The sequence below is a fragment of the Segatella copri genome (genome assembly GCF_003465495.1).
GTDB classification, from domain to species: domain Bacteria; phylum Bacteroidota; class Bacteroidia; order Bacteroidales; family Bacteroidaceae; genus Prevotella; species Prevotella copri_G.
Map to the genome: position 1 here is coordinate 44,833 of NZ_QSAV01000014.1, position 19,118 is coordinate 63,950.

The following is a 19,118-nucleotide window of genomic DNA, read 5'->3' on the forward strand; positions in this document are numbered from 1 at the left end:
ATTATTATATAAAATGGAAATAGTATATGTTATAGAAGATTTTTCAATAAAAGGTGGAGCAGAACGAATTATTGCTGAAAAGGCTAATTATTTAGCCTCAAGATTTCAACATCATGTTACTATTGTTTCCATATATCATGATGAGCATCCTATAAGCTACCATCTAGAGGAAAGCGTGGATTTCATCTCTCTTGAAATTCCGTTCACTCCCAAAAATAATTCTATTCTATTAAAAACTCTTTTTAGAATAATAACAATAGGAAAAATTATCTTTAAATTTCAAACTATTATCAATCGTATCCAACCTAAACTCATATTCTATACTATGAGTTTGGGAGCTATCTTATTACCCTTAATCAAAACAAAAGCAAAAAAAGTATACGAGTCGCATTCTGCTCGTTCATTTACTCCTTATCATAAATTATTTTTTCTTATGGAAAAAGCGGCCGATCAAGTAGTTTGCTTAACTAAAGGTGACGCTAAAGAATATAAACATACAAAAAAAATAAGTATTATACCCAATTTTATCAACACACCCCATAAACTAGTGGAAAACTATGACACCAAAAGAGTAATAGCTGTTGGTAGATTAGAATATGCTAAAGGATTTGATGTTCTTATAGAATGCTGGAAAAAAGTTGCAAAAAAATATCCAAACTGGCAACTCCATATCTATGGAGAAGGTAGTTGCTATGAACAATTACAACAACAAATCAATTTTCTCAATCTAAAAGAACAAATTATACTTTGTGGCAGAACCGATAATATATGGGATATCTATCCTAATTATAGTATTCAAGTTATACCATCAAGATATGAAGGTCAACCCATAACTCTTATCGAAGGGCAAGCCTGCGGAATACCAACTGTAGCATTTGACTTTAAATATGGTGCAAAAGATATTATAACCAATGGATATAATGGTTTTTTAATACCACAAGGGGATAAAAATAAGTTTTCTGAAGCAATCATACAAATGATAAGTTCAGAAAACCTGAGACAAAAATTTGGAATCCATGCTATAAAAGTAGGAAAACAATACTATCGTGAACAGATATTTCCTAAATGGGTAAAACTTATAGAACAATTATATAACACTTATGTTTCTACATGAGTGAAATAAATAATTGTTCATACTCTTTTGCCACCTTCCTATAATCGTGGTATTTCATAACGAAAGAGATACTTTGGTGCGAGAGAGAGGTTAGATTTCCAGGAAGGAAAAAAGCCTGCTCGATGATTGCCACATTCTGAGATTCTGAATACTCAGGACTCACATTGATGATAGGGCGTAATTCTGTTTCACCAATGAACTCATAATATTCTTCCTCTCCTCCACCGATAACCACAGTACCACGTGCCATGGCTGCCAACGAATTCATGGATGGAGTATAACTGTAAAACTGATCTACCAGAACATCTGCTTCATCCAGCATCCGGCAATATTCATCATAGTCTACTCCTTCTACATATTTGAGTTCTATCTTACCAGGATTTTTCTTTGCCAGAATTTCCACAAAATGAGCTATCTTTAAAGCACCTTTCAGATACTCGCGCTTGGGTTGTAAACCTACAAGCACTTTGATAACCTCACCATTCCCTTTCTGCCTGTTTTCATCTATAGCAGGAATTATCATAGGGAGAGGAATATAGTAGAGTTTTTTATGAAATTCAGAAACATCGTAACAGAGGTAATATTCATAAAGACAGGCTATCAAAGCATCAGAATGATAAGATACAATATGCCAGCACTTATCAAACTGAGGCATGAAATGAAAAGCCATACGTTCTTTATTCTCCTCGATATTCTGTAATTTACCATTCCAAAAAGTATCAGAATAAGCTGGAATACCCTTGGCCTGTTGTCTGAACAGATGTGGGTCATCGGCAAAACAGCCTTTAATGATTCGCTTATTGGTAAGCTTGAGAAACCAGAATATCAGCATGTTCCACCACCCCATCAAAGGCACAAATTGATAGTTATGTACCTGAACAATATCATTTCCACATATCTTATGAAGATTGCAGACAATTTTCCACAACACCATAAGCCCGCTCCATCTTCCATAACGCTCCATATTACGGCGCAAGTCGATGTCACGAGGAGAGTTGTGCCAATCATTGCCGTCGGACATCAGCGTTACCTGATGTCCAAGTTCTACTAATCCCTTCTTGAGAGTATTATGTAGCAAACTAGACTCACCAACCAACAGAATCTTCATAACTTTATATGATACTTATTTATAAGATACTTGAATATAAGAAACTTAAGACAATTCAATATACCTATTTTCTACAATATAATCAGATTTGCGCAGTCCCATGCTTACCACCAGTTTTATGGCCATTTTCTCCAGGCAGAACTTCAATGGCATCCAGCGCTTTTCTTTTTCATCACGCCAAGGACTCATCGCTTTATACTTATCAAATTCCTTTTTCCATGGATGCTTGCAGTTCTTATACCATGGTTTAGGAATACCCGTAAAATGGATAATGGCCGGATGAGCCTGAGCTTCCAATATCTGTTCATCAAATTCCCAGGAGATAAGAGAATAACGCAAATCAAACCAATACTCATTCAGTACATTATATTTGATAGGTAATACCAACTTAGAATCCTTGAACAGATAGTTCAGTACATCCTGATCATGACATCTCAACCTTTCCGTATTAGATTTCACATAATCAAAGAATTTGAGAAGCACCTGCTTTTCACGCCAATATTTCAGATTGACAACTAACATACCTGCATTAAAATATCCCAAAGTTTGGGGATAACGCAGGCGATTATAGTGTTCTATCTTATTATTATAACTATCTGGAACAGCAGCAATTGCATAGTTTTCAACAGAAGTATTCCACAATTTAACAAGTTTATCCACAACCAGAATATCGCCATCTAGATAGATAACCTTATCAATATCAGCAGGCAGAATTTCCGTAAGATATAAACGATAATAAGTAGCAAACGAAGTTCCTACATGATCTACCTGAAAATCCAGACCAACTGGAAAATGTTTGAAAATCTCATCGCTGATAAGATAGAAATGAATTGTTTGCTGATAACGGGCAGCTATGGTTCTGATAAGATTCAATAATGCAGCAGAATTCTGATCATGCAAGAGATGTACATTGACAACTTCTCCTCTGTTGCTCTCAAACAAAGAGGTCAACATGATACCGGTCGGCATGATATATTTACTATCAGTAGAACAAACTATTTCCATTTTTATGTTTTTTGTACTACTATTAATACGTAAATTAAATCTTTTTATTATCTTTGCAGTCATAAAAAAGAATAACTTATGCAGAAAGAATTAATATCAGAGATATCTTCACCATTGGTGAGTTTCATCATTACTACAAGCAACCATCAGAAGGAACATCTTGTAGAATGCATCAATAGTATCCTTCAGCTTTCGCTCAATGCCAAAGAGAGGGAAATAATTCTCGTTGATGATGGTAGCGAAGAATTGGTAGCCAGCCAGATAAAAGAGTTGCTGGATAACCTGCTCTATTTAAGATTACCAGGCTTAGGCAGCAGTATGGCACGCAACTATGGCATATACTTAGCCAAAGGAAAATACATCCAGTTTATAGAAGGAGATGATTATCTTCTTCAGCCAACCTATGAACATTGCCTTGACATCGTGAGATTCCATAATCCAGATATCGTTACATTCTGTTTCAGCAAGGATGATACAGGAGAACCGTCTTACGAACTTCCTACCCCAATCAGCGGCACAGAATACCTCAACAACAATACCCTTTTAGGCTCAGCCTGTTCCTATATATTCCGCCGCGCCATTGTGGGGAGCCTGCTGTTCTCACCAAACATCAGTTTTGGCGAGGACGAGGAATTTACACCACAACTCTTCTTACGGGCAGAACGAATATTCAAGACTCAGACCTCACCTTATTATAATAGAGTGGATAAATACGCGCCTGGCGAATTAGAAAATAAGGATAAGATAGATATCCACATGGACAATAAACTGGAGGTGATTCTACATCTTCAGAAGTTGCTCGATACGGTTCCTGTAGCAGAGCGCCAGGCACTCAACCGCCGTATAGCCCAGCTCTCGATGGATTATCTGGTTAACAATATCCGTTTGAAGCATTCATTGATATCCTTGAATCATGCGATCAGAGAATTAAGGAAACACGGATTATATCCTCTTCCGAACAAAGAATATACCAAGAAATATATGATGTTCAGAAAGATGATAAGTACATACGTAGGACGAATTGCACTTCTCTTTCTTATCAAGAAATAAATGAATGAAGGCATAAAGATTTCTCCCATCCGGATAAGCATACAGAGGAATAAGAGAAAATCCTATATAAACAAAAATAGAGCATTCAAATCACTTGAACGCTCTATCTTTATAATTAGATTAAATTTTCTAATATTATTTGTATAAGTAAAAGATGATGAAATGACGTTTCACAACGTCCGTTTGTTTTAACTGATGCAAAGATACGACGATTTTTGTCTATAAAGTCGTAAATTATACATTTTATGGTAGCGAAATATGATTTTTTCACCCATAAAAAAACAAATTTTACCACTAATCTTATAATTTTCACCACATCATTCTACGATAGTGATAACATCTTTTCTATTGGTTTGACCGCTTTTTTCGCTATTTCAGGAGCCACTTCAACTGTTGGCCAACCAAATTTCAATGCATTATATATCTTCTTGAGCGTATTCATCTTCATATACTCACACTCATTGCAGCTGCAACCTACTCCACCCTCGCTTACCTCTGGAGGTACGGGATAGAAAATTACGTTAGGACAATTACGCTCCAGCTCATGCAGGATACCAGCCTCTGTAGCGATAATATACTCCTTGATTTCAGGATGCTCTTGGGCATAATGCAACATGGTGGCTGTAGAGCCCTTTACATCAGCTACAGCAAGTACTGGTGCCTTACACTCCAGGTGAGCCATCACAACAGCCTCAGGATGCTTCTGCTTCAGTTTACCTATAGCCTCTACAGAGAATTTCTCATGTACATGGCAGCCACCGTTCCAAAGCAACATATTGCGGCCTGTAATGCTGTTTATATAGTTACCGAGATTATAGTCTGGACCAAAGATGATTTTTTCGTCCTGTGGGAAACTGTCAATCACCTTCTTGGCATTACCGCTTGTCACTACACAATCAGTTAGCGCCTTCACTGCAGCCGTGGTGTTTACATAACTCACAACCTTATATCCTGGATGCTCTTCCTTGTACTTTTTCAAATCCTCAGCCTTACAGCTGTCAGCAAGCGAGCAACCAGCATTCAAGTCAGGACAGATCACAATTTTGTCAGGACTCAAGAGTTTGCATGTCTCAGCCATGAAGTGCACGCCACACATAACCATTAGCTGGGCATCGGTTTCTGCAGCTTTACGAGCCAAAGCCAGAGAGTCGCCAACAAAGTCGGCGATGTCCTGAATCGCACCTACCGTATAGTAGTGGGCGAGGATAATAGCATCTTTCTCCTTGCAAAGCTTTCTGATTTCAGCTTTCAAGTCCAAGGCTTCGTCAACAGGTTCGTCAACGTATCCTTTCTCAATCCATTCTTTTTTCACCATAACATTCATATTATATTTCTTATTTTTTATTTTTTTAAAAGAGAATATAGAGATGATGATATGCCGTGGATAAGTGGATAACATTCTGCATAAAAACTTGCGTATTTCGTTATCCAAGTCTTATTCCTGTTTATCCGCAGAGACCTTTGAAATCTTTTTCTTGTCTCTTAATGCATTAACCGGTTTATCAACATTTCCCCAATTCGGTGCAAAGTTAATAAGTTTATATCTTTTTTCGGTCAAAAACTGCGAAAAAGTTTCTAAAAACTTAATAATATCTATGTGGATATCCTCTTTTTGTTGGTTTGAGATAGGTATGTGTGGATATTTACAAACTTATTAAAAAGTTATTATTGGGCTTTTCCGTACACTTATCCACGCTTTTGTGGAAAACAAAAAAGAGCAGAAATCCATCAGGATATTCTGCTCTCTGGTCGTATGCTCGGCATGAGCTTATTCTAATGGGTGCAAGTCCCTAACAAGCCCTAATAGCGGGAATTGTATAGCCAATAGCAAGGGTGTCCACTGCGAGATGGAATCTGAAAGAAGCTGGCGGCAAACATCTGACCTAACGTAGAGAAACTTCATATAAGGCATTTGACCATGGATGAGATTGCCACACAAATCAAAGTCCTATAGCTATTCGGAATGGTTGGTGTAAATGAAGTGGGTATAAGATGGAAAGAATAAGCCCTTATCCGAGGAGGTCTCACGGACATGGCGATTAGTTGCCTTTACGAAAGTCATGGAGTAAAGCTTGCTGTGAGAAGTCAGCAGATGCCATAGTAGTGGAGTTCTGGATAACGCTCCATGAAGGGCAGAACCTATAAATTAAACGATAGTAATTGAAACGTACCTTATGAAGGAAAGAATGCAGAAAACATTGGCAGAAGTCAAGGGCTGCCCACAGAAAGATAGGACGGAATCCGAAGGATATGTGGGAGCGCAGACCTTCATGTGGATATGTGAAGACAACATCGTGGAAGTACCATTCGACAAGGAACACCTGTTGGAGCGCATCATCAGTCCTGATAACCTACTCAAAGCCTACAAGGCAGTGCAGCGTAACAGGGGCTGTAGCGGTATCGACAAGATGTCATGTGAGCAAATGCTCCCTTGGCTCTTGGCTAACAAGGATGCCCTAATCCGTTCCTTGCTTGACGGTTCATACCGTCCGAACCCAGTAAAAAGGGTAGAGATACCCAAAGACAATGGCAAGATGCGCCTGTTGGGCATTCCCACGGTCATAGACTGTCTGGTTCAACAAGCCATCAACCAGACCCTAACTCCCATCTATGAGCGTCAATTCTCTCCAAGAAGCTACGGCTTCCGTCCGAGAAGAGGCTGCCATGATGCCCTAAGAGGTGCTCAGAAAATAATCGATGATGGCTACATTTATGTGGTTGACCTCGACTTGGAACGTTTCTTCGACACGGTGAGCCACAGTAAACTCATAGAAATCCTCAGCCGCACGATAAAGGACGATAGGGTGATAAGCCTTATTCACAAATATCTTCGCAGTGGTGTGATGAACAAAGGTATGTTCGAGGCAAGTGAGGAAGGTACTCCCCAAGGAGGACCTCTAAGTCCGCTCTTGAGCAACATCATGCTCAACGAGTTGGACAAGGAACTCACAAGCCGAGGTCTCCCTTTTGTCCGCTATGCCGATGACTTGATGATATTTTGTAAGTCCAAGCGTGCAGCCAAGCGTGTAAAGGAATCCGTAACCCGATTCATCGAAAGAAAACTTCATCTGAAGGTAAGCAGGGACAAGACGGTTGTGTCCTATGTGCAAGGTGTGAAATACCTTGGTTACTCCTTTTATGTAATGAAAGGCAAATGCCAACTCACGGTACACCCAAAAGCCAAATCCAAGATGAAAGCCAAACTCAAGGAGTTGACTTCCCGAAGCAATGGTTGGGGATATGCCAAGAGGAAGCAAAAACTTGAAGAGTACATAAGGGGGTGGGTAGGTTTCTATCACCTTGCCAACATGAAACGTTTCCTCATGGAAACTGACGAGTGGCTAAGGCGACGGCTACGTATGTGTATATGGAAGTCGTGGAAGAGAGTGAAAACGAGAATTGCCAACTTGATAAAGTGTGGTATAGATAAATACCAGGCTTACATGTGGGGCAATAGTCGTCTGGGGTATTGGCGCATAGCTGGCAGTTACATACTATGTCGTGCGATAACCAACGAAAAGTTGAGCATGGCAGGCTATGCTACATTGATGGGTTCATACATCGAATGGCACCCAAAATAGGAACCGCCGTATGCGGAACCGCATGTACGGTGGTGTGAGAGGTCGGAAAACGAAAGTAGGAGAAAAACTACTTCGTTTTCCTCCTACTCGATTGAGTTATTTATATGGTTGGTTTTGGTTATAGGATTTTCATCTGTTTCTTTCTATTCAATACCTATTTATATATAGGTTTCTGATATATTATTATATATAGAAGTTCTGATTCCCTATCTTTTGTTCAAAACAGAATCAATTTTTTCTGTTACCAGTTCAGGAGAGATATTCTTCATACATGCGAAGTCTCCCCTAGCGCAAGGCTTGTTACCATAGATACTGCAAGGGCGGCAAGGTAAGTCAAGCTGTACGGCATTGGCAGGATCCTGATGCCAGCCCATGAAACCTGCGTATGGATGGGTAGCTCCCCAGATGCTTACTACAGGAGTGTTTACAAGCGATGCCAAGTGCATATTGGCACTATCCATGCTCACCATAACGTGCAGATGACTAATCAGGATGAGTTCCTGTTTCAATCCGTTAAGATGAGAAGAAGCGTTAATGAGCTGTGGATACTTCTCAGCCCAGTCGTTCATCACTGGTGTTTCGTCTTTACCTCCACCGAAAAGGAAGATATGAGCGTGTGGATGATTGTGGATAAGTCGCTGGATAACTTTTTCCATCAGTTGTATCGGATATATTTTTCCCTCGTGTGCAGCGAAGGGAGCAATACCAATCCACGGATCTGTTATGTGCTTGTCTTCTAGTGAGATAGCGTTCTCTCCTACTCCGAACACCTCCTGTGGTAAGATACTTAAATCTCCTTGTTTTCCATCCCCATAGATAGATGTGAAATCCATGTGGATAGGATATCCAAGTTGTGCAAAAACATCAGCATAGTTTTGGAACGATGTAGGTTGCTGCACAAGTTTTTTACCATTAGAAGCTACCAGCTTGCGTTTTCCCTTGCGATGTTTGTCAATATGTGCAACCTTGAAGTTATCCAGGTTGAAGCGCATACGCAGATAATCGGAACGCAGCACGCTATGTAAATCGGCAATTGCTGTAAACTGTTTGGCTATCAATCGGCGATAGAGTGCGTTGAGTCCTTTCACCCCTTTGTACTCCTCCTTTATATCAGCTTCCATAAAGCCAACGTTAGGAGCCAAGTCTTCAAAGAAAGGACGGGCAAAGGGACGACTGAGCACAGTAATTCTAACTTTCGGGTATTGTTTGGCCAAAGATTGAATTACAGGTACGGTCATGGCTACATCGCCCATGGCTGAAAATCTAATTACCAGGATATGCTCAGTTTTCATCGTTTTTTTCTTCTATATATAATATAAGGTGAAAAAAGAGAGCCATACCTCTTATTATATAATAAGGTATATGCGCTCTCCTATTCTGTTTTTTTTATTTCTTGTAGAGTACAGGATTTGTTGAAGGATCGTTGTACATCTTCATCTGTCGGTAAACCTTCATGTATTTGCGTCCAGCCTCGATATCTTCCAAGAGTTGGTCGATAGCTGTAGAAAGGTCTACCTGCTGTTCCAGGAGTACATCCAGTTTGGCTTGGCATTTCGCTTTGTGCTCAGCCGAAGCTTCCGGGCGTTCCACCTGCTCCTTCATGTGATAAATCTTGAGGGCAAGAATACTCAAGCGGTCAACAGCCCATGCAGGACTCTCAGTGTTGATGCGTGCATCATCCAGAACCTTCACGTCTTTGTATGTTTCGCGGAAGTAAGTATCGATTTGCTCAACGAGGTCAGTTCTGTCCTGGTTGCTCTTGTCGATTCTGCGCTTTAATACGAGTGCTTCAGCCGGGTCTATCTGAGGATCACGGATAATATCCTCGAAATGCCACTGTACAGTGTCAATCCAGCACTTCAGATAAAGGCAGTTCTCGATACTACCTTCCTGGTATGGATTATTGATTGGTGTATCAATGTTGTCTTTGATATGATAATCGGCTATCGCCTGATTAAATATCTTATTGGCTTTTTCTGTAAATGTCATAATGGATTTAAATGTTTAATTAATACCGTACAAAAGTAACAAAATAATCTGAAACGACCAACAAAAATGGAAAAAAATGCCAAAAATATGCACAATTAGGGGGTGTTTGTGCACAATAATGCACTTTTTTCGCCAAAATATTTGTTTATCTCAAAAAAAAAGTGTTCCTTTGCACTCAGATTTTTAATTAGAAATTGATTTATAAACATTTTAAAAGTTACAATTATGTCAGAAATTGAAAGCAAAGTAAAGGCAATTATCGTTGATAAACTCGGTGTTGATGAGGCTGAAGTTAAGCCAGAGGCAAGCTTCACAAATGATCTTGGTGCAGATTCTTTGGATACTGTAGAGTTGATCATGGAGTTTGAGAAGGAGTTCTCTATCTCTATCCCAGACGATAAGGCTGAGAAGATTGCTACTGTAGGTGACGCTATCTCTTACATTGAGGAGAACGCTAAGTAATTTAGCAGCTAAATTATACTAAATGGAATTAAAGAGAGTTGTTGTAACAGGTCTCGGTGCTGTGACTCCAGTTGGTAATACTCCTGAGGAAACTTGGGAGAGCCTCCTTGCTGGTAAGAGCGGTGCTGCGCCTATTACTCATTTCGATACAACCCTTTTCAAGACCAAGTTCGCTTGCGAGGTTAAAGGCCTGAACATCAATGATTGGATTGATCGTAAGGAAGCTCGCAAGCTTGACCGTTATACCCAGTTGGCTATGATTGCTGCCATGCAGGGTGTAAAGGATGCTAATATCGATCTTGAGAAGGAAGACTTGAACAACGTTGGCGTTGTATTCGGTGTAGGTATCGGTGGTATCAAGACTTTCGAGGATGAGGTGAAGTACTATGGTACTCACGAGGAGAATGGTCCTAAGTTTAACCCATTCTTCATCCCTAAGATGATTGCAGATATCGCTTCAGGTCAGATTTCCATCCACTTTGGATTCCACGGACCAAACTACACTACTACATCTGCATGTGCTTCTTCAAGCAATGCATTGGCTGATGCCTTCAACCTGATTCGTTTGGGTAAGGCAAACATCATCGTTAGCGGTGGTGCAGAGGCTGCTATCTGCGCTTGTGGCGTAGGTGGTTTCAATGCTATGCATGCATTGTCAACACGTAATGATGACCCAGAGCATGCTTCACGTCCGTTCAGCGCAAGCCGTGATGGATTTATCATGGGCGAGGGTGCAGGTTGCTTGATTCTCGAGGAACTTGAGCACGCTAAGGCTCGTGGTGCGAAGATTTATGCTGAGATGGTAGGTGAGGGCGAGAGTGCCGATGCTTATCACATCACAGCATCTCATCCTGAGGGTCTTGGTGCTAAGCTCGTTATGGAGCGTGCACTTGCTGATGCCAATCTGAAGCCAGAGGACATTGACTATATCAATGTTCACGGTACATCTACCCACGTAGGTGATATCTCTGAGGCTAAGGCTATCAAGGCTGTCTTCGGTGATGCAGCTTACAAGCTCAACATCAGTTCTACCAAGTCAATGACTGGTCACCTCCTTGGTGCTGCTGGTGCAGTAGAGGCTATGGCTTGTGTTCTTAGTGTGAAGAACGATATCGTTCCTCCTACTATCAACCACGAAGAGGGTGATGATGATCCAGAGCTCGATTACAACTTGAACTTTACCTTCAACAAAGCTCAGAAGCGTGAGGTTCGTGCTGCATTGAGTAATACTTTCGGATTCGGCGGTCACAACTGCTGTGTAGTATTCAAGAAGTATGCTGAATAATTTTATAGATAGGATAAAGCTCTCTTTCCGCAAGGATAAAGAGCTTTATTTGTCTTTATATGAAATCCTCGGTTTTTATCCTCACGACATCAGCTACTACAAGATGGCGCTGTTGCACAAGAGCATCATGCACCGCAATTCTAAGGGAAAACCAGTGAACAACGAGCGGTTGGAGTTCTTGGGTGATGCGGTTTTGGATGCTGTAGTAGGAGATATCGTGTACCAGCATTTCCCTGGCAAGCGTGAGGGATTCCTTACCAATACCCGAAGCAAGTTAGTGCAGCGTGATACGCTGAATAAACTGGCACAGGAAATGGGCATCAACCAGCTGATTCTTTCTAATGGCCACAGTTCTTCTCATAACAGTTATATGGGAGGAAATGCGTTCGAAGCTTTGGTAGGTGCCATTTATCTGGACCGTGGTTACGATGCCTGCATGTATTTTATGCAGAAACGTATTCTGGCACAAATGATAAACATCGATAAGGTGGCTTATAAGGAGGTTAACTTCAAGAGCAAACTCATCGAATGGAGCCAGAAAAACCGCGTGAAGCTGGATTTCGTTATGCTAGACCAGCAAAAAGACAAGAATGGTAGCCCGATTTTCACCTATCAGGTTGTACTCGAAGGTGTTGAAGGTGGAGTAGGAAAGGGCTATTCCAAGAAGGAAAGCCAGCAGGTGGCTTCTAAGACTAGCTTGGAAAAACTGCGCAAAGAACCACAGTATATTGATGCTGTGTTCACAGCTAAGGCTAACCGCACCAAGATGGAAGAGGAACCTGTTGAAAACGTGCCTAACACAGACGTGAAAGACGATTTCATCATCTCGCAGGATGCTGATGCACAAAACGCACCGGTAGAGGAGAAGCACATCAATGTTTTCAAAGAGGAGGTTTTCACAGAGAAATCTGCCGAAACTGCCCAGGAAACTGAAATGCAGGTCGAGGTGAAGGAGGAAAAGAAGGAGAGTGATGAGTTCGATTTGAGCGACATCACGGCTCAGCCTAAGGAATTATCAAGAGAAGAGATTATTGCCGCTGCCGAAGCGGCTGCTTTCGATAACGGTGAGTAAACTGTATCTCTTTCCGGATAGGAAATACGATTTAATAGAAGACTCCCATGAGATGGTAAATATCGCCACTTATGGGAGTCTTTTGTGTTGTATATTTCCTTTTTGTATACTTTATCTTACCCTTTTGTATTAAAAAATAGTAAAAACTTTCTCTATATCAAAAGTTTGATTTACTTTTGCATCTACTTAAATGATATATATCTAGATATGAGTTTAACAACGATAGTAAGTAACGTCTTCAAACCTCGGCAGAAGGAGTTGGAGAAGTATGTCTATGATGCAGAACATTTGCAGCATAAAGTGCTTATGCACCTTATAAATAAAGGAAAAAATACTGAATATGGTGTCAAGCATTTATTAAATACCACCAACAGTTATGATAAATTTGCACAGAATATTCCTGTCAATACCTACGAGGAGTTGAAGGGGGATATCGACCGTATGCGTCATGGCGAAAAGGATATTCTATGGCCGGGACTGGTAAAATGGTATGCCAAGTCATCTGGCACCACCAACGATAAGAGTAAGTTTATCCCGGTTTCTCATGATGGCTTGCATGGCATTCATTATGCCGGAGGCTTTGATGCCGTAGCCTATTATCTGCGCAATAATCCGAAGAGCAGACTCTTTGATGGCAAGAGCCTTATCTTAGGTGGAAGCCATTCGCCTAACTATAATGTGTCGGATAGTCTGGTGGGTGACCTGAGTGCTATCCTCATCGAAAATATCAATCCGCTTGCCAATCTGGTGCGTGTTCCTAAGAAGTCAACCGCTCTCCTGAGCGATTTCGAAGTGAAACGCGACCTTATTGCCCGCGAAACGATGAATAAGAACGTAACCAATATCTCGGGTGTTCCTAGCTGGATGCTTAGTGTGCTGGTGCGTGTCATGGAACTTTCCGGCAAGAAGCATCTGGAAGAGGTATGGCCTAATCTGGAGGTATTCTTCCATGGCGGTATTGCCTTTACTCCTTACCGCAAGCAGTATGAACAGCTCATCACTTCGCCGAACATGCATTATATGGAGACTTATAATGCCAGCGAGGGATTCTTCGGGCTGCAGGATGATCCGGCAGACCCAGCCATGTCGCTTATGATAGATTATGATGTATTCTACGAGTTTATCGCTATGGACGAATTCGGCAGCGAGAATCCTACCGTTGTGCCTCTCTGGGGTGTTGAGGTAGGCAAGAACTACGCTATGATCATCACCACTTCCTGTGGTTTGTGGCGCTATCTCATCGGCGATACGGTTCAGTTTACCAGCAAGAATCCTTATAAGTTTGTCATTACCGGCCGTACCAAGTACTTTATTAATGCATTTGGCGAGGAACTGATCATGGATAATGCCGAGAAGGGATTGGCTTATGCCTGCGAGAAGACGGGTGCTCAGGTTTCTGATTATACCGCTGCGCCGGTTTATATGGACAGTAATGCCAAGTGCCGTCACCAGTGGCTCATAGAATTCTCTCAGGAGCCAGCCAGCCTCGATGAATTTGCCAGTCTGTTAGACCAGAAGCTGCAGGAAATCAACAGCGATTACGAGGCCAAGCGCTTTCACGACGTTACCCTCCAGCATCTGGAGATAGTGAAGGCCAAGCCGGGACTCTTCAATGAATGGCTGAAGAGCAAGGGCAAGTTAGGTGGACAGCATAAGATTCCACGCTTGAGCAACAGCCGCAAGAACATTGATGAGATGCTCATGATGAACAAATAAAACAAGCAGCATGCTTCTTCCGCCTGAAGTTGAAGTGATGCTGCGATATTAAGAAGATATAAAGAATGATTCAATTGAACGACATAAAGAACAAGTTGAAGGCAAATTCACTGTTTCTGCCTTTCTACGTCTTAGCTTTCCTCATGTTGGCATCCTGTGCCAAGATGGGACAGCCGGATGGTGGTTGGTTCGACGAAACTCCTCCTAAGGTGATTGGAGCTTCGCCAGCCGATAAGGGCGTAAATGTGAAGCAGAAGAAGGTGAATATCTATTTCGACGAATATATCAAGGTAGATAATCCTACCGAGAAAGTGGTTGTTTCGCCTCCGCAGCTCGAAGTGCCTGAAATCAAGGCTTCGGGCAAGCATATTCAGATTTCTCTGGTAGATTCGCTTAAGCCGAATACTACCTATACCATCGACTTTTCCGATGCCATCAGCGATAATAACGAGGACAATCCGATGGGAAACTATACCTACAGTTTCTCTACCGGCGAGGTCATCGATACGATGGAGGTGTCGGGATATGTGCTCGAATCAGAGAATCTGGAGCCTATCAAGGGTATTCTGGTAGGTCTTTACGCTGATCATGCCGATTCAGCCTTCAAGACCAAGCCTATGCTGCGTGTAAGCCGTACCGACAGCCGTGGTCGCTTCGTCATAAAAGGTGTGGCTCCGGGCTCTTACCGCATCTATGCCCTGCAGGATATGGATGGCAACTATATGTTCAGCCAGAAAAGCGAAAAACTCGCTTTTTCTCATGATATTATCGTGCCGTCAAGCAAGCCGGATGTACGACAGGATACTACATGGATTGATTCCTTGCATATCAAGTCGATAGATCAGGTTAATTATACTCATTTTCTACCGGATAATGTAGTGCTCCGTGCCTTTACCGAACAGGTTTCCGACCGCTTCTTCCTCAAGGCAGAGCGTCAGAAGGCCAACTGCTTCTCGCTCTATTACAGTTATGGTGATTCTATCCTGCCACAGATCAAGGGCTTGAATTTTAATGAGAAAGATGCCTTTATTCTGGAAAAATCGGAGAAGAACGATACGCTTACCTATTGGATCAAGGATACGGCGCTGGTCAATCAGGATACGCTGAATATTGAGCTTACTTACCGTATAACAGACAGTACGGGCGTGCTCCGCAACCAGACTGATACGCTCGAAATTCTTTCGAAGGAACCTTACGAAAAGCGTATGAAGGCGCAGGCTAAGGAACTGGAGAAATGGACCAAGAAGCAGGAAAAACTGAAGAAGAAGGGTGAACCTTATGATAGCGTGATGGCTGTAAAACCGCTTGATGTTCAGATGAGTGTCTCTTCTCAGCTCGATCCTGACAAGAATGTTATCTTCACCTTCAATACGCCGCTTGCCAAAGCCGATACAGCAGGCATTCATCTCTATGCCAAGCATGATACGCTATGGTATAGGGCGCCGATGGAGTTTAAGCCGCTGGGCAACCGCAAGTATATTCTGAGAGGCGAGTGGCGTCCGGACATAGAATATAGTCTGGAGGTTGATTCTGCCGCATTCCAGGACATCTACGGACTTGTATCTAAACCTGTGAAACAGGGTTTCAAGGTCAATTCCCTGGATACTTACGGCACGTTGCTTATTAATGTAACGCACGATTTCGACAATCATCCGCTCCTCGTTCAGCTACTCAATGCGCAGGATCAGGTGGTGAAAGAAGTGAAGGCAGTGAACGGAGTAGCCGAATTCTATTATCTCAAGCCGGAGAAGTATTACATGCGTCTGATAGTAGACCGCAACGGCAACGGCAAGTGGGATACAGGCTGCTATGATAAGGATGAACAGGCAGAAGAGGTGTATTACTATCCAGACGTGATAGAATGCAAGGCTAAATGGGATTTAACCGAGAGTTGGGATCCTACGGCCCGTGAACTTTCCCGCCAGAAGCCTGGTGCCATTACCAAGCAGAAGCCTGATAAAGAAAAGAAAGTTAAGAACCAGAATGCGCAACGTGCCAAGAAACTTGGCATCGAGTACATTCCTAAATTATAAAGAGTTATGAAAACGATCAAATCATTCGGGATTGCATTATTGCTACTTCTGGTCAGCACTACGGTGTCTGCCCAGTGTACCTTCCGTAATACAGCCTTCAAGTCGGGTGAGTTCCTTACTTACAATCTGTATTACAATTGGAAGTTTGTTTGGGTAAAAGCTGGTAATGCCAGTATGTCTATCGTCCAAACCACCCGTCATGGTAAGCCTGCTTATCGCGGTTCTCTTGTTACAAGAGGCAATAAGCGTGTAGATGATATCTTTGTGCTTCGCGACACTCTGCTCTGCTACAGCGGCACTGATCTGGCGCCTATGTATTTCCGTAAGGGAGCTCACGAGGGCAAGCGCTATACGGTAGATGAGGTATTCTACAGCTATTCTGGCGGTAGGTGTCATCTCAAGCAGCACCGTCAGCAGCATGATGGCAAGCATGTATGGAAGAATGCCACCTACGATGATTGTGTTTTTGACATGATGAACATCTTCCTGCGTGCCCGCAGTTTCAATCCTGCCAACTGGAAGAAGGGTTATACCGTAAAATTCCCTATTGCTGATGGAAAGAACCGCACTCCAGCTCAGATAAAGTTTGATGGTAAGGTTACCATCAAGGCAGATAATGGTGTGAAGTACCGTTGCCTGCGCCTTGCCTATATGGAGTATGAGAATCGCAAGTATAAGAGAATCGTAGATTTCTATGTAACCGATGATGAGAATCATATTCCTATCCGTTTGGATATGTTCCTCAAGTTTGGTGCTGCCAAGGCATTCCTCGTAGGAATGAAGGGTGTGAGAAATCCGGTTTCTTCTATCGTGAAATAAGATAAAACAAAGCTCTCGGTGCATGATGCATCGGGAGCTTTGTTATTAATATGGCTGTGCAAGCAGATTATTTCGGCAGCGATATGGTGAACTCCGACCATTTGCCTTTCTCGCTTTTTACGCTTATCCTGCCGCCATGGGTGTTGATTACCTGCAGCACGTAGTTCAGGCCGATACCGAAGCCGTCACGGGTTTTCCTGGCATCCTTTTCGTGCTCTGCAGCACGCTCAAAGCGGTTGAAGATGGTTTTCAGCTCGCTTTTGGCAATGCCGATACCTTCATCGAATACTTTGATATATACGTTCTTATCATTTTCTAGGGTGGAAATCTGGATATTGATTTCTTCCTTAGAGTATTTGGTGGCGTTATCCACCAGGTTGCTGATGGCTTCCTTCAGATATTCCTCGTCGGCCAGGGCGGTGGTGGCTCCTATGTGGGTGGTGATATGAATCGGTTTCGCCGATTTCGCCTTGTATTTATCCACCACATCCTCTATCATCGTTTCCAAATTTACTTCCGCCTTTTGAATATGCAGCTTGCCGTGCTCCAGTTTCGAGATGGTGAGCAGGCGGTTGATGAGAGCAAGCAGATGCTGTGCCTCGTCTTCTACGATGCAGAAGTATTTCTCCTTCATTTCCGGTTTCTTTTCCAGTACGCCGCTGTGCAGATACTTGGTTCCCATGATGATGGAGGTAAGGGGCGATTTCATATCGTGAACCATCGCATAGGAGAAGTCCTCGCGCAGCAGTCGCACCCTTTCCTGCTCATCAATATAATTAATCTGGTCGATGAGGCTCAGGATGATGACCACCGTGGTGAGGAGAGAGGTGAGAACGGTGAACTTGCTTTCGTAAAAGGCTGCGAGCAGGGCCTGTGCCCTGACATCCGGTGCCAGGTTCCAGGGTGTTTCAAACCCCATCTGGTGAACGGTCATCTCGAAGGAGTTCCACATCCAGAACAGCTGCATGCAGAGCACGGCTATCAGCGCCGTGGTGCTGAGTATTTTGGTTCTATTCGTTTTCATCTTTCACAAGCATTTCAGGCAGTTTCCTGCTCAGGGCAGCGAATCCGCCTATGGTTAATGCCGTACCGGCTATCAGGAGCAATATGCCGAGCACTTTCGATTCAAAATGGAAGGGAACCAGATTGGATACGAAATAAAGCACGAAGAGAATGATGGTGCTGCGTGTCTTGCCGTATATCCAGCTGCAGTAGCAGAGGGTGATAAAACCGATCACGGTCAGATCTACATTGATATCACCACTGGGTGTTACCGACATCATGCATGCAGGCAGCATCATGATCGAGAGCGTGAGCAGCTGCACCCATCTCTTCTTGCCGCAGCGGATGAGTTCCTCCTGAATGGCGCCGTAGAAGATATAGACTGATATAAACGATCCGATGATATTGTAAGGCAGGAAGCCGAGATAGCTCATCTCCATCATCTGCTTGGGCAGGAAGTCGAGATGGAAGAGGTTCATGATGGAATAGAAGACCATGGTAAAGCCAAGAATCGGCATGGTGCAAATGGTCATTGCCTTCCATTTGTCGGCAGGAATCACCTTTCCAAGCGAGAACCTGGAGAATTTGTAATGTCCGAAGGTAAACCATACAATGAGTATGCCCAGAAATCCGATGACCATTATAAATGGATAGATGGATTCTTCCTGTATGAATGGATAGATGGATTCTTCCGGACCTTCTATCTGCTGGCTGTGGGAGCCCGAAGGGATGTTTATGGCCAGGTAGAATCCCACCAGGAATCCTCCTATGAAGATGGTGATGAGATATTCCGCCAGGAATAGTATGTAGTATAATATCGCTTTCAGCATGATGATGTCTTTTCTGTCTTTTTTTCTTTATTCTAATTTGATTCTCGTATGA

Annotated in this window: 16 protein-coding genes; 9 read left to right on the forward strand and 7 right to left on the reverse strand. The window is 42.6% G+C overall.

Annotated elements, in window-relative coordinates:
• Positions 1 to 13 precede the first annotated feature (13 nt).
• Positions 14 to 1,114 carry a glycosyltransferase family 4 protein gene (locus tag DWV53_RS05800; protein ID WP_118152282.1) on the forward strand — a complete coding sequence of 367 codons (1,101 nt, stop codon included), beginning with the start codon at positions 14 to 16 and terminating at the stop codon, positions 1,112 to 1,114.
• Here DWV53_RS05800 and DWV53_RS05805 read toward each other — a convergent pair.
• Both DWV53_RS05805 and DWV53_RS05810 read right to left on the reverse strand, forming a co-directional pair.
• Positions 1,107 to 2,222 carry a glycosyltransferase gene (locus DWV53_RS05805; protein ID WP_118152284.1) on the reverse strand — a complete coding sequence of 372 codons (1,116 nt, stop codon included), beginning with the start codon at positions 2,220 to 2,222 and terminating at the stop codon, positions 1,107 to 1,109. The two genes, DWV53_RS05800 and DWV53_RS05805, sit on opposite strands and share 8 nt — an antisense overlap.
• A gap of 45 nt (positions 2,223 to 2,267) precedes the next feature.
• Positions 2,268 to 3,227 carry a glycosyltransferase family 8 protein gene (locus tag DWV53_RS05810; RefSeq protein WP_181992424.1) on the reverse strand — a complete coding sequence of 320 codons (960 nt, stop codon included), beginning with the start codon at positions 3,225 to 3,227 and terminating at the stop codon, positions 2,268 to 2,270.
• Positions 3,228 to 3,305: 78 nt separating this feature from the next.
• On the opposite strand from DWV53_RS05810, the gene DWV53_RS05815 reads away from it, so the two are divergent.
• On the forward strand, positions 3,306 to 4,277 hold the full coding sequence (locus DWV53_RS05815; RefSeq protein ID WP_118152288.1) for a glycosyltransferase family 2 protein: 972 nt from the start codon (positions 3,306 to 3,308) through the stop codon (positions 4,275 to 4,277).
• A 322-nt stretch (positions 4,278 to 4,599) separates the two neighbouring features.
• On the opposite strand, the gene nadA is transcribed toward DWV53_RS05815, so the two are convergent.
• Positions 4,600 to 5,592: a quinolinate synthase NadA gene (gene nadA, locus DWV53_RS05820; RefSeq protein WP_118152331.1), complete on the reverse strand. Its 993-nt coding sequence runs from the start codon at positions 5,590 to 5,592 to the stop codon at positions 4,600 to 4,602.
• Between the two features lie 859 nt (positions 5,593 to 6,451).
• On the opposite strand from nadA, the gene ltrA reads away from it, so the two are divergent.
• Positions 6,452 to 7,858 (forward strand): group II intron reverse transcriptase/maturase, encoded by a 1,407-nt coding sequence (ltrA, locus tag DWV53_RS05825; RefSeq protein WP_118152289.1) that lies wholly within the window; start codon positions 6,452 to 6,454, stop codon positions 7,856 to 7,858.
• Positions 7,859 to 8,064: 206 nt separating this feature from the next.
• Here ltrA and DWV53_RS05830 read toward each other — a convergent pair whose 3' ends face one another.
• Positions 8,065 to 9,150, reverse strand: coding sequence for a glycosyltransferase family 9 protein (locus tag DWV53_RS05830; RefSeq protein ID WP_118152291.1), 1,086 nt, complete (start codon positions 9,148 to 9,150; stop codon positions 8,065 to 8,067).
• 94 nt (positions 9,151 to 9,244) lie between these two features.
• On the reverse strand, positions 9,245 to 9,847 hold the full coding sequence (locus tag DWV53_RS05835) for a DUF4254 domain-containing protein (protein WP_118152293.1): 603 nt from the start codon (positions 9,845 to 9,847) through the stop codon (positions 9,245 to 9,247).
• Positions 9,848 to 10,072: 225 nt separating this feature from the next.
• On the opposite strand from DWV53_RS05835, the gene DWV53_RS05840 reads away from it, so the two are divergent.
• From DWV53_RS05840 to DWV53_RS05865, 6 genes are all read left to right on the forward strand, one after another.
• Positions 10,073 to 10,309, forward strand: coding sequence for an acyl carrier protein (locus tag DWV53_RS05840; RefSeq protein ID WP_006848240.1), 237 nt, complete (start codon positions 10,073 to 10,075; stop codon positions 10,307 to 10,309).
• A 22-nt stretch (positions 10,310 to 10,331) separates the two neighbouring features.
• Positions 10,332 to 11,594 carry a beta-ketoacyl-ACP synthase II gene (fabF, locus tag DWV53_RS05845; RefSeq protein WP_006848241.1) on the forward strand — a complete coding sequence of 421 codons (1,263 nt, stop codon included), beginning with the start codon at positions 10,332 to 10,334 and terminating at the stop codon, positions 11,592 to 11,594.
• Complete coding sequence (rnc, locus tag DWV53_RS05850) at positions 11,584 to 12,666, forward strand: ribonuclease III (protein ID WP_118152295.1); 1,083 nt, start codon at positions 11,584 to 11,586, stop codon at positions 12,664 to 12,666. Before fabF ends, rnc begins: the two co-directional genes overlap by 11 nt.
• 207 nt (positions 12,667 to 12,873) lie before the next feature.
• Positions 12,874 to 14,382: a GH3 auxin-responsive promoter family protein gene (locus DWV53_RS05855; RefSeq protein WP_118152297.1), complete on the forward strand. Its 1,509-nt coding sequence runs from the start codon at positions 12,874 to 12,876 to the stop codon at positions 14,380 to 14,382.
• Between the two features lie 65 nt (positions 14,383 to 14,447).
• Entirely contained in the window at positions 14,448 to 16,415 is a 1,968-nt protein-coding gene (locus DWV53_RS05860) for an Ig-like domain-containing domain (RefSeq protein ID WP_118152299.1), read from the forward strand.
• A gap of 6 nt (positions 16,416 to 16,421) precedes the next feature.
• On the forward strand, positions 16,422 to 17,234 hold the full coding sequence (locus DWV53_RS05865) for a DUF3108 domain-containing protein (RefSeq protein WP_118152301.1): 813 nt from the start codon (positions 16,422 to 16,424) through the stop codon (positions 17,232 to 17,234).
• A 67-nt stretch (positions 17,235 to 17,301) separates the two neighbouring features.
• On the opposite strand, the gene DWV53_RS05870 is transcribed toward DWV53_RS05865, so the two are convergent.
• Positions 17,302 to 18,258: a sensor histidine kinase gene (locus DWV53_RS05870; RefSeq protein ID WP_118152303.1), complete on the reverse strand. Its 957-nt coding sequence runs from the start codon at positions 18,256 to 18,258 to the stop codon at positions 17,302 to 17,304.
• The gene (locus tag DWV53_RS05875) at positions 18,245 to 19,066 is read right to left on the reverse strand and encodes a hypothetical protein (RefSeq protein ID WP_118152305.1); all 822 of its coding nucleotides are present in this window, start codon (positions 19,064 to 19,066) and stop codon (positions 18,245 to 18,247) included. The genes DWV53_RS05870 and DWV53_RS05875 overlap by 14 nt, the downstream gene beginning before the upstream one ends.
• Between the last annotated feature and the right edge of the window lie 52 nt (positions 19,067 to 19,118).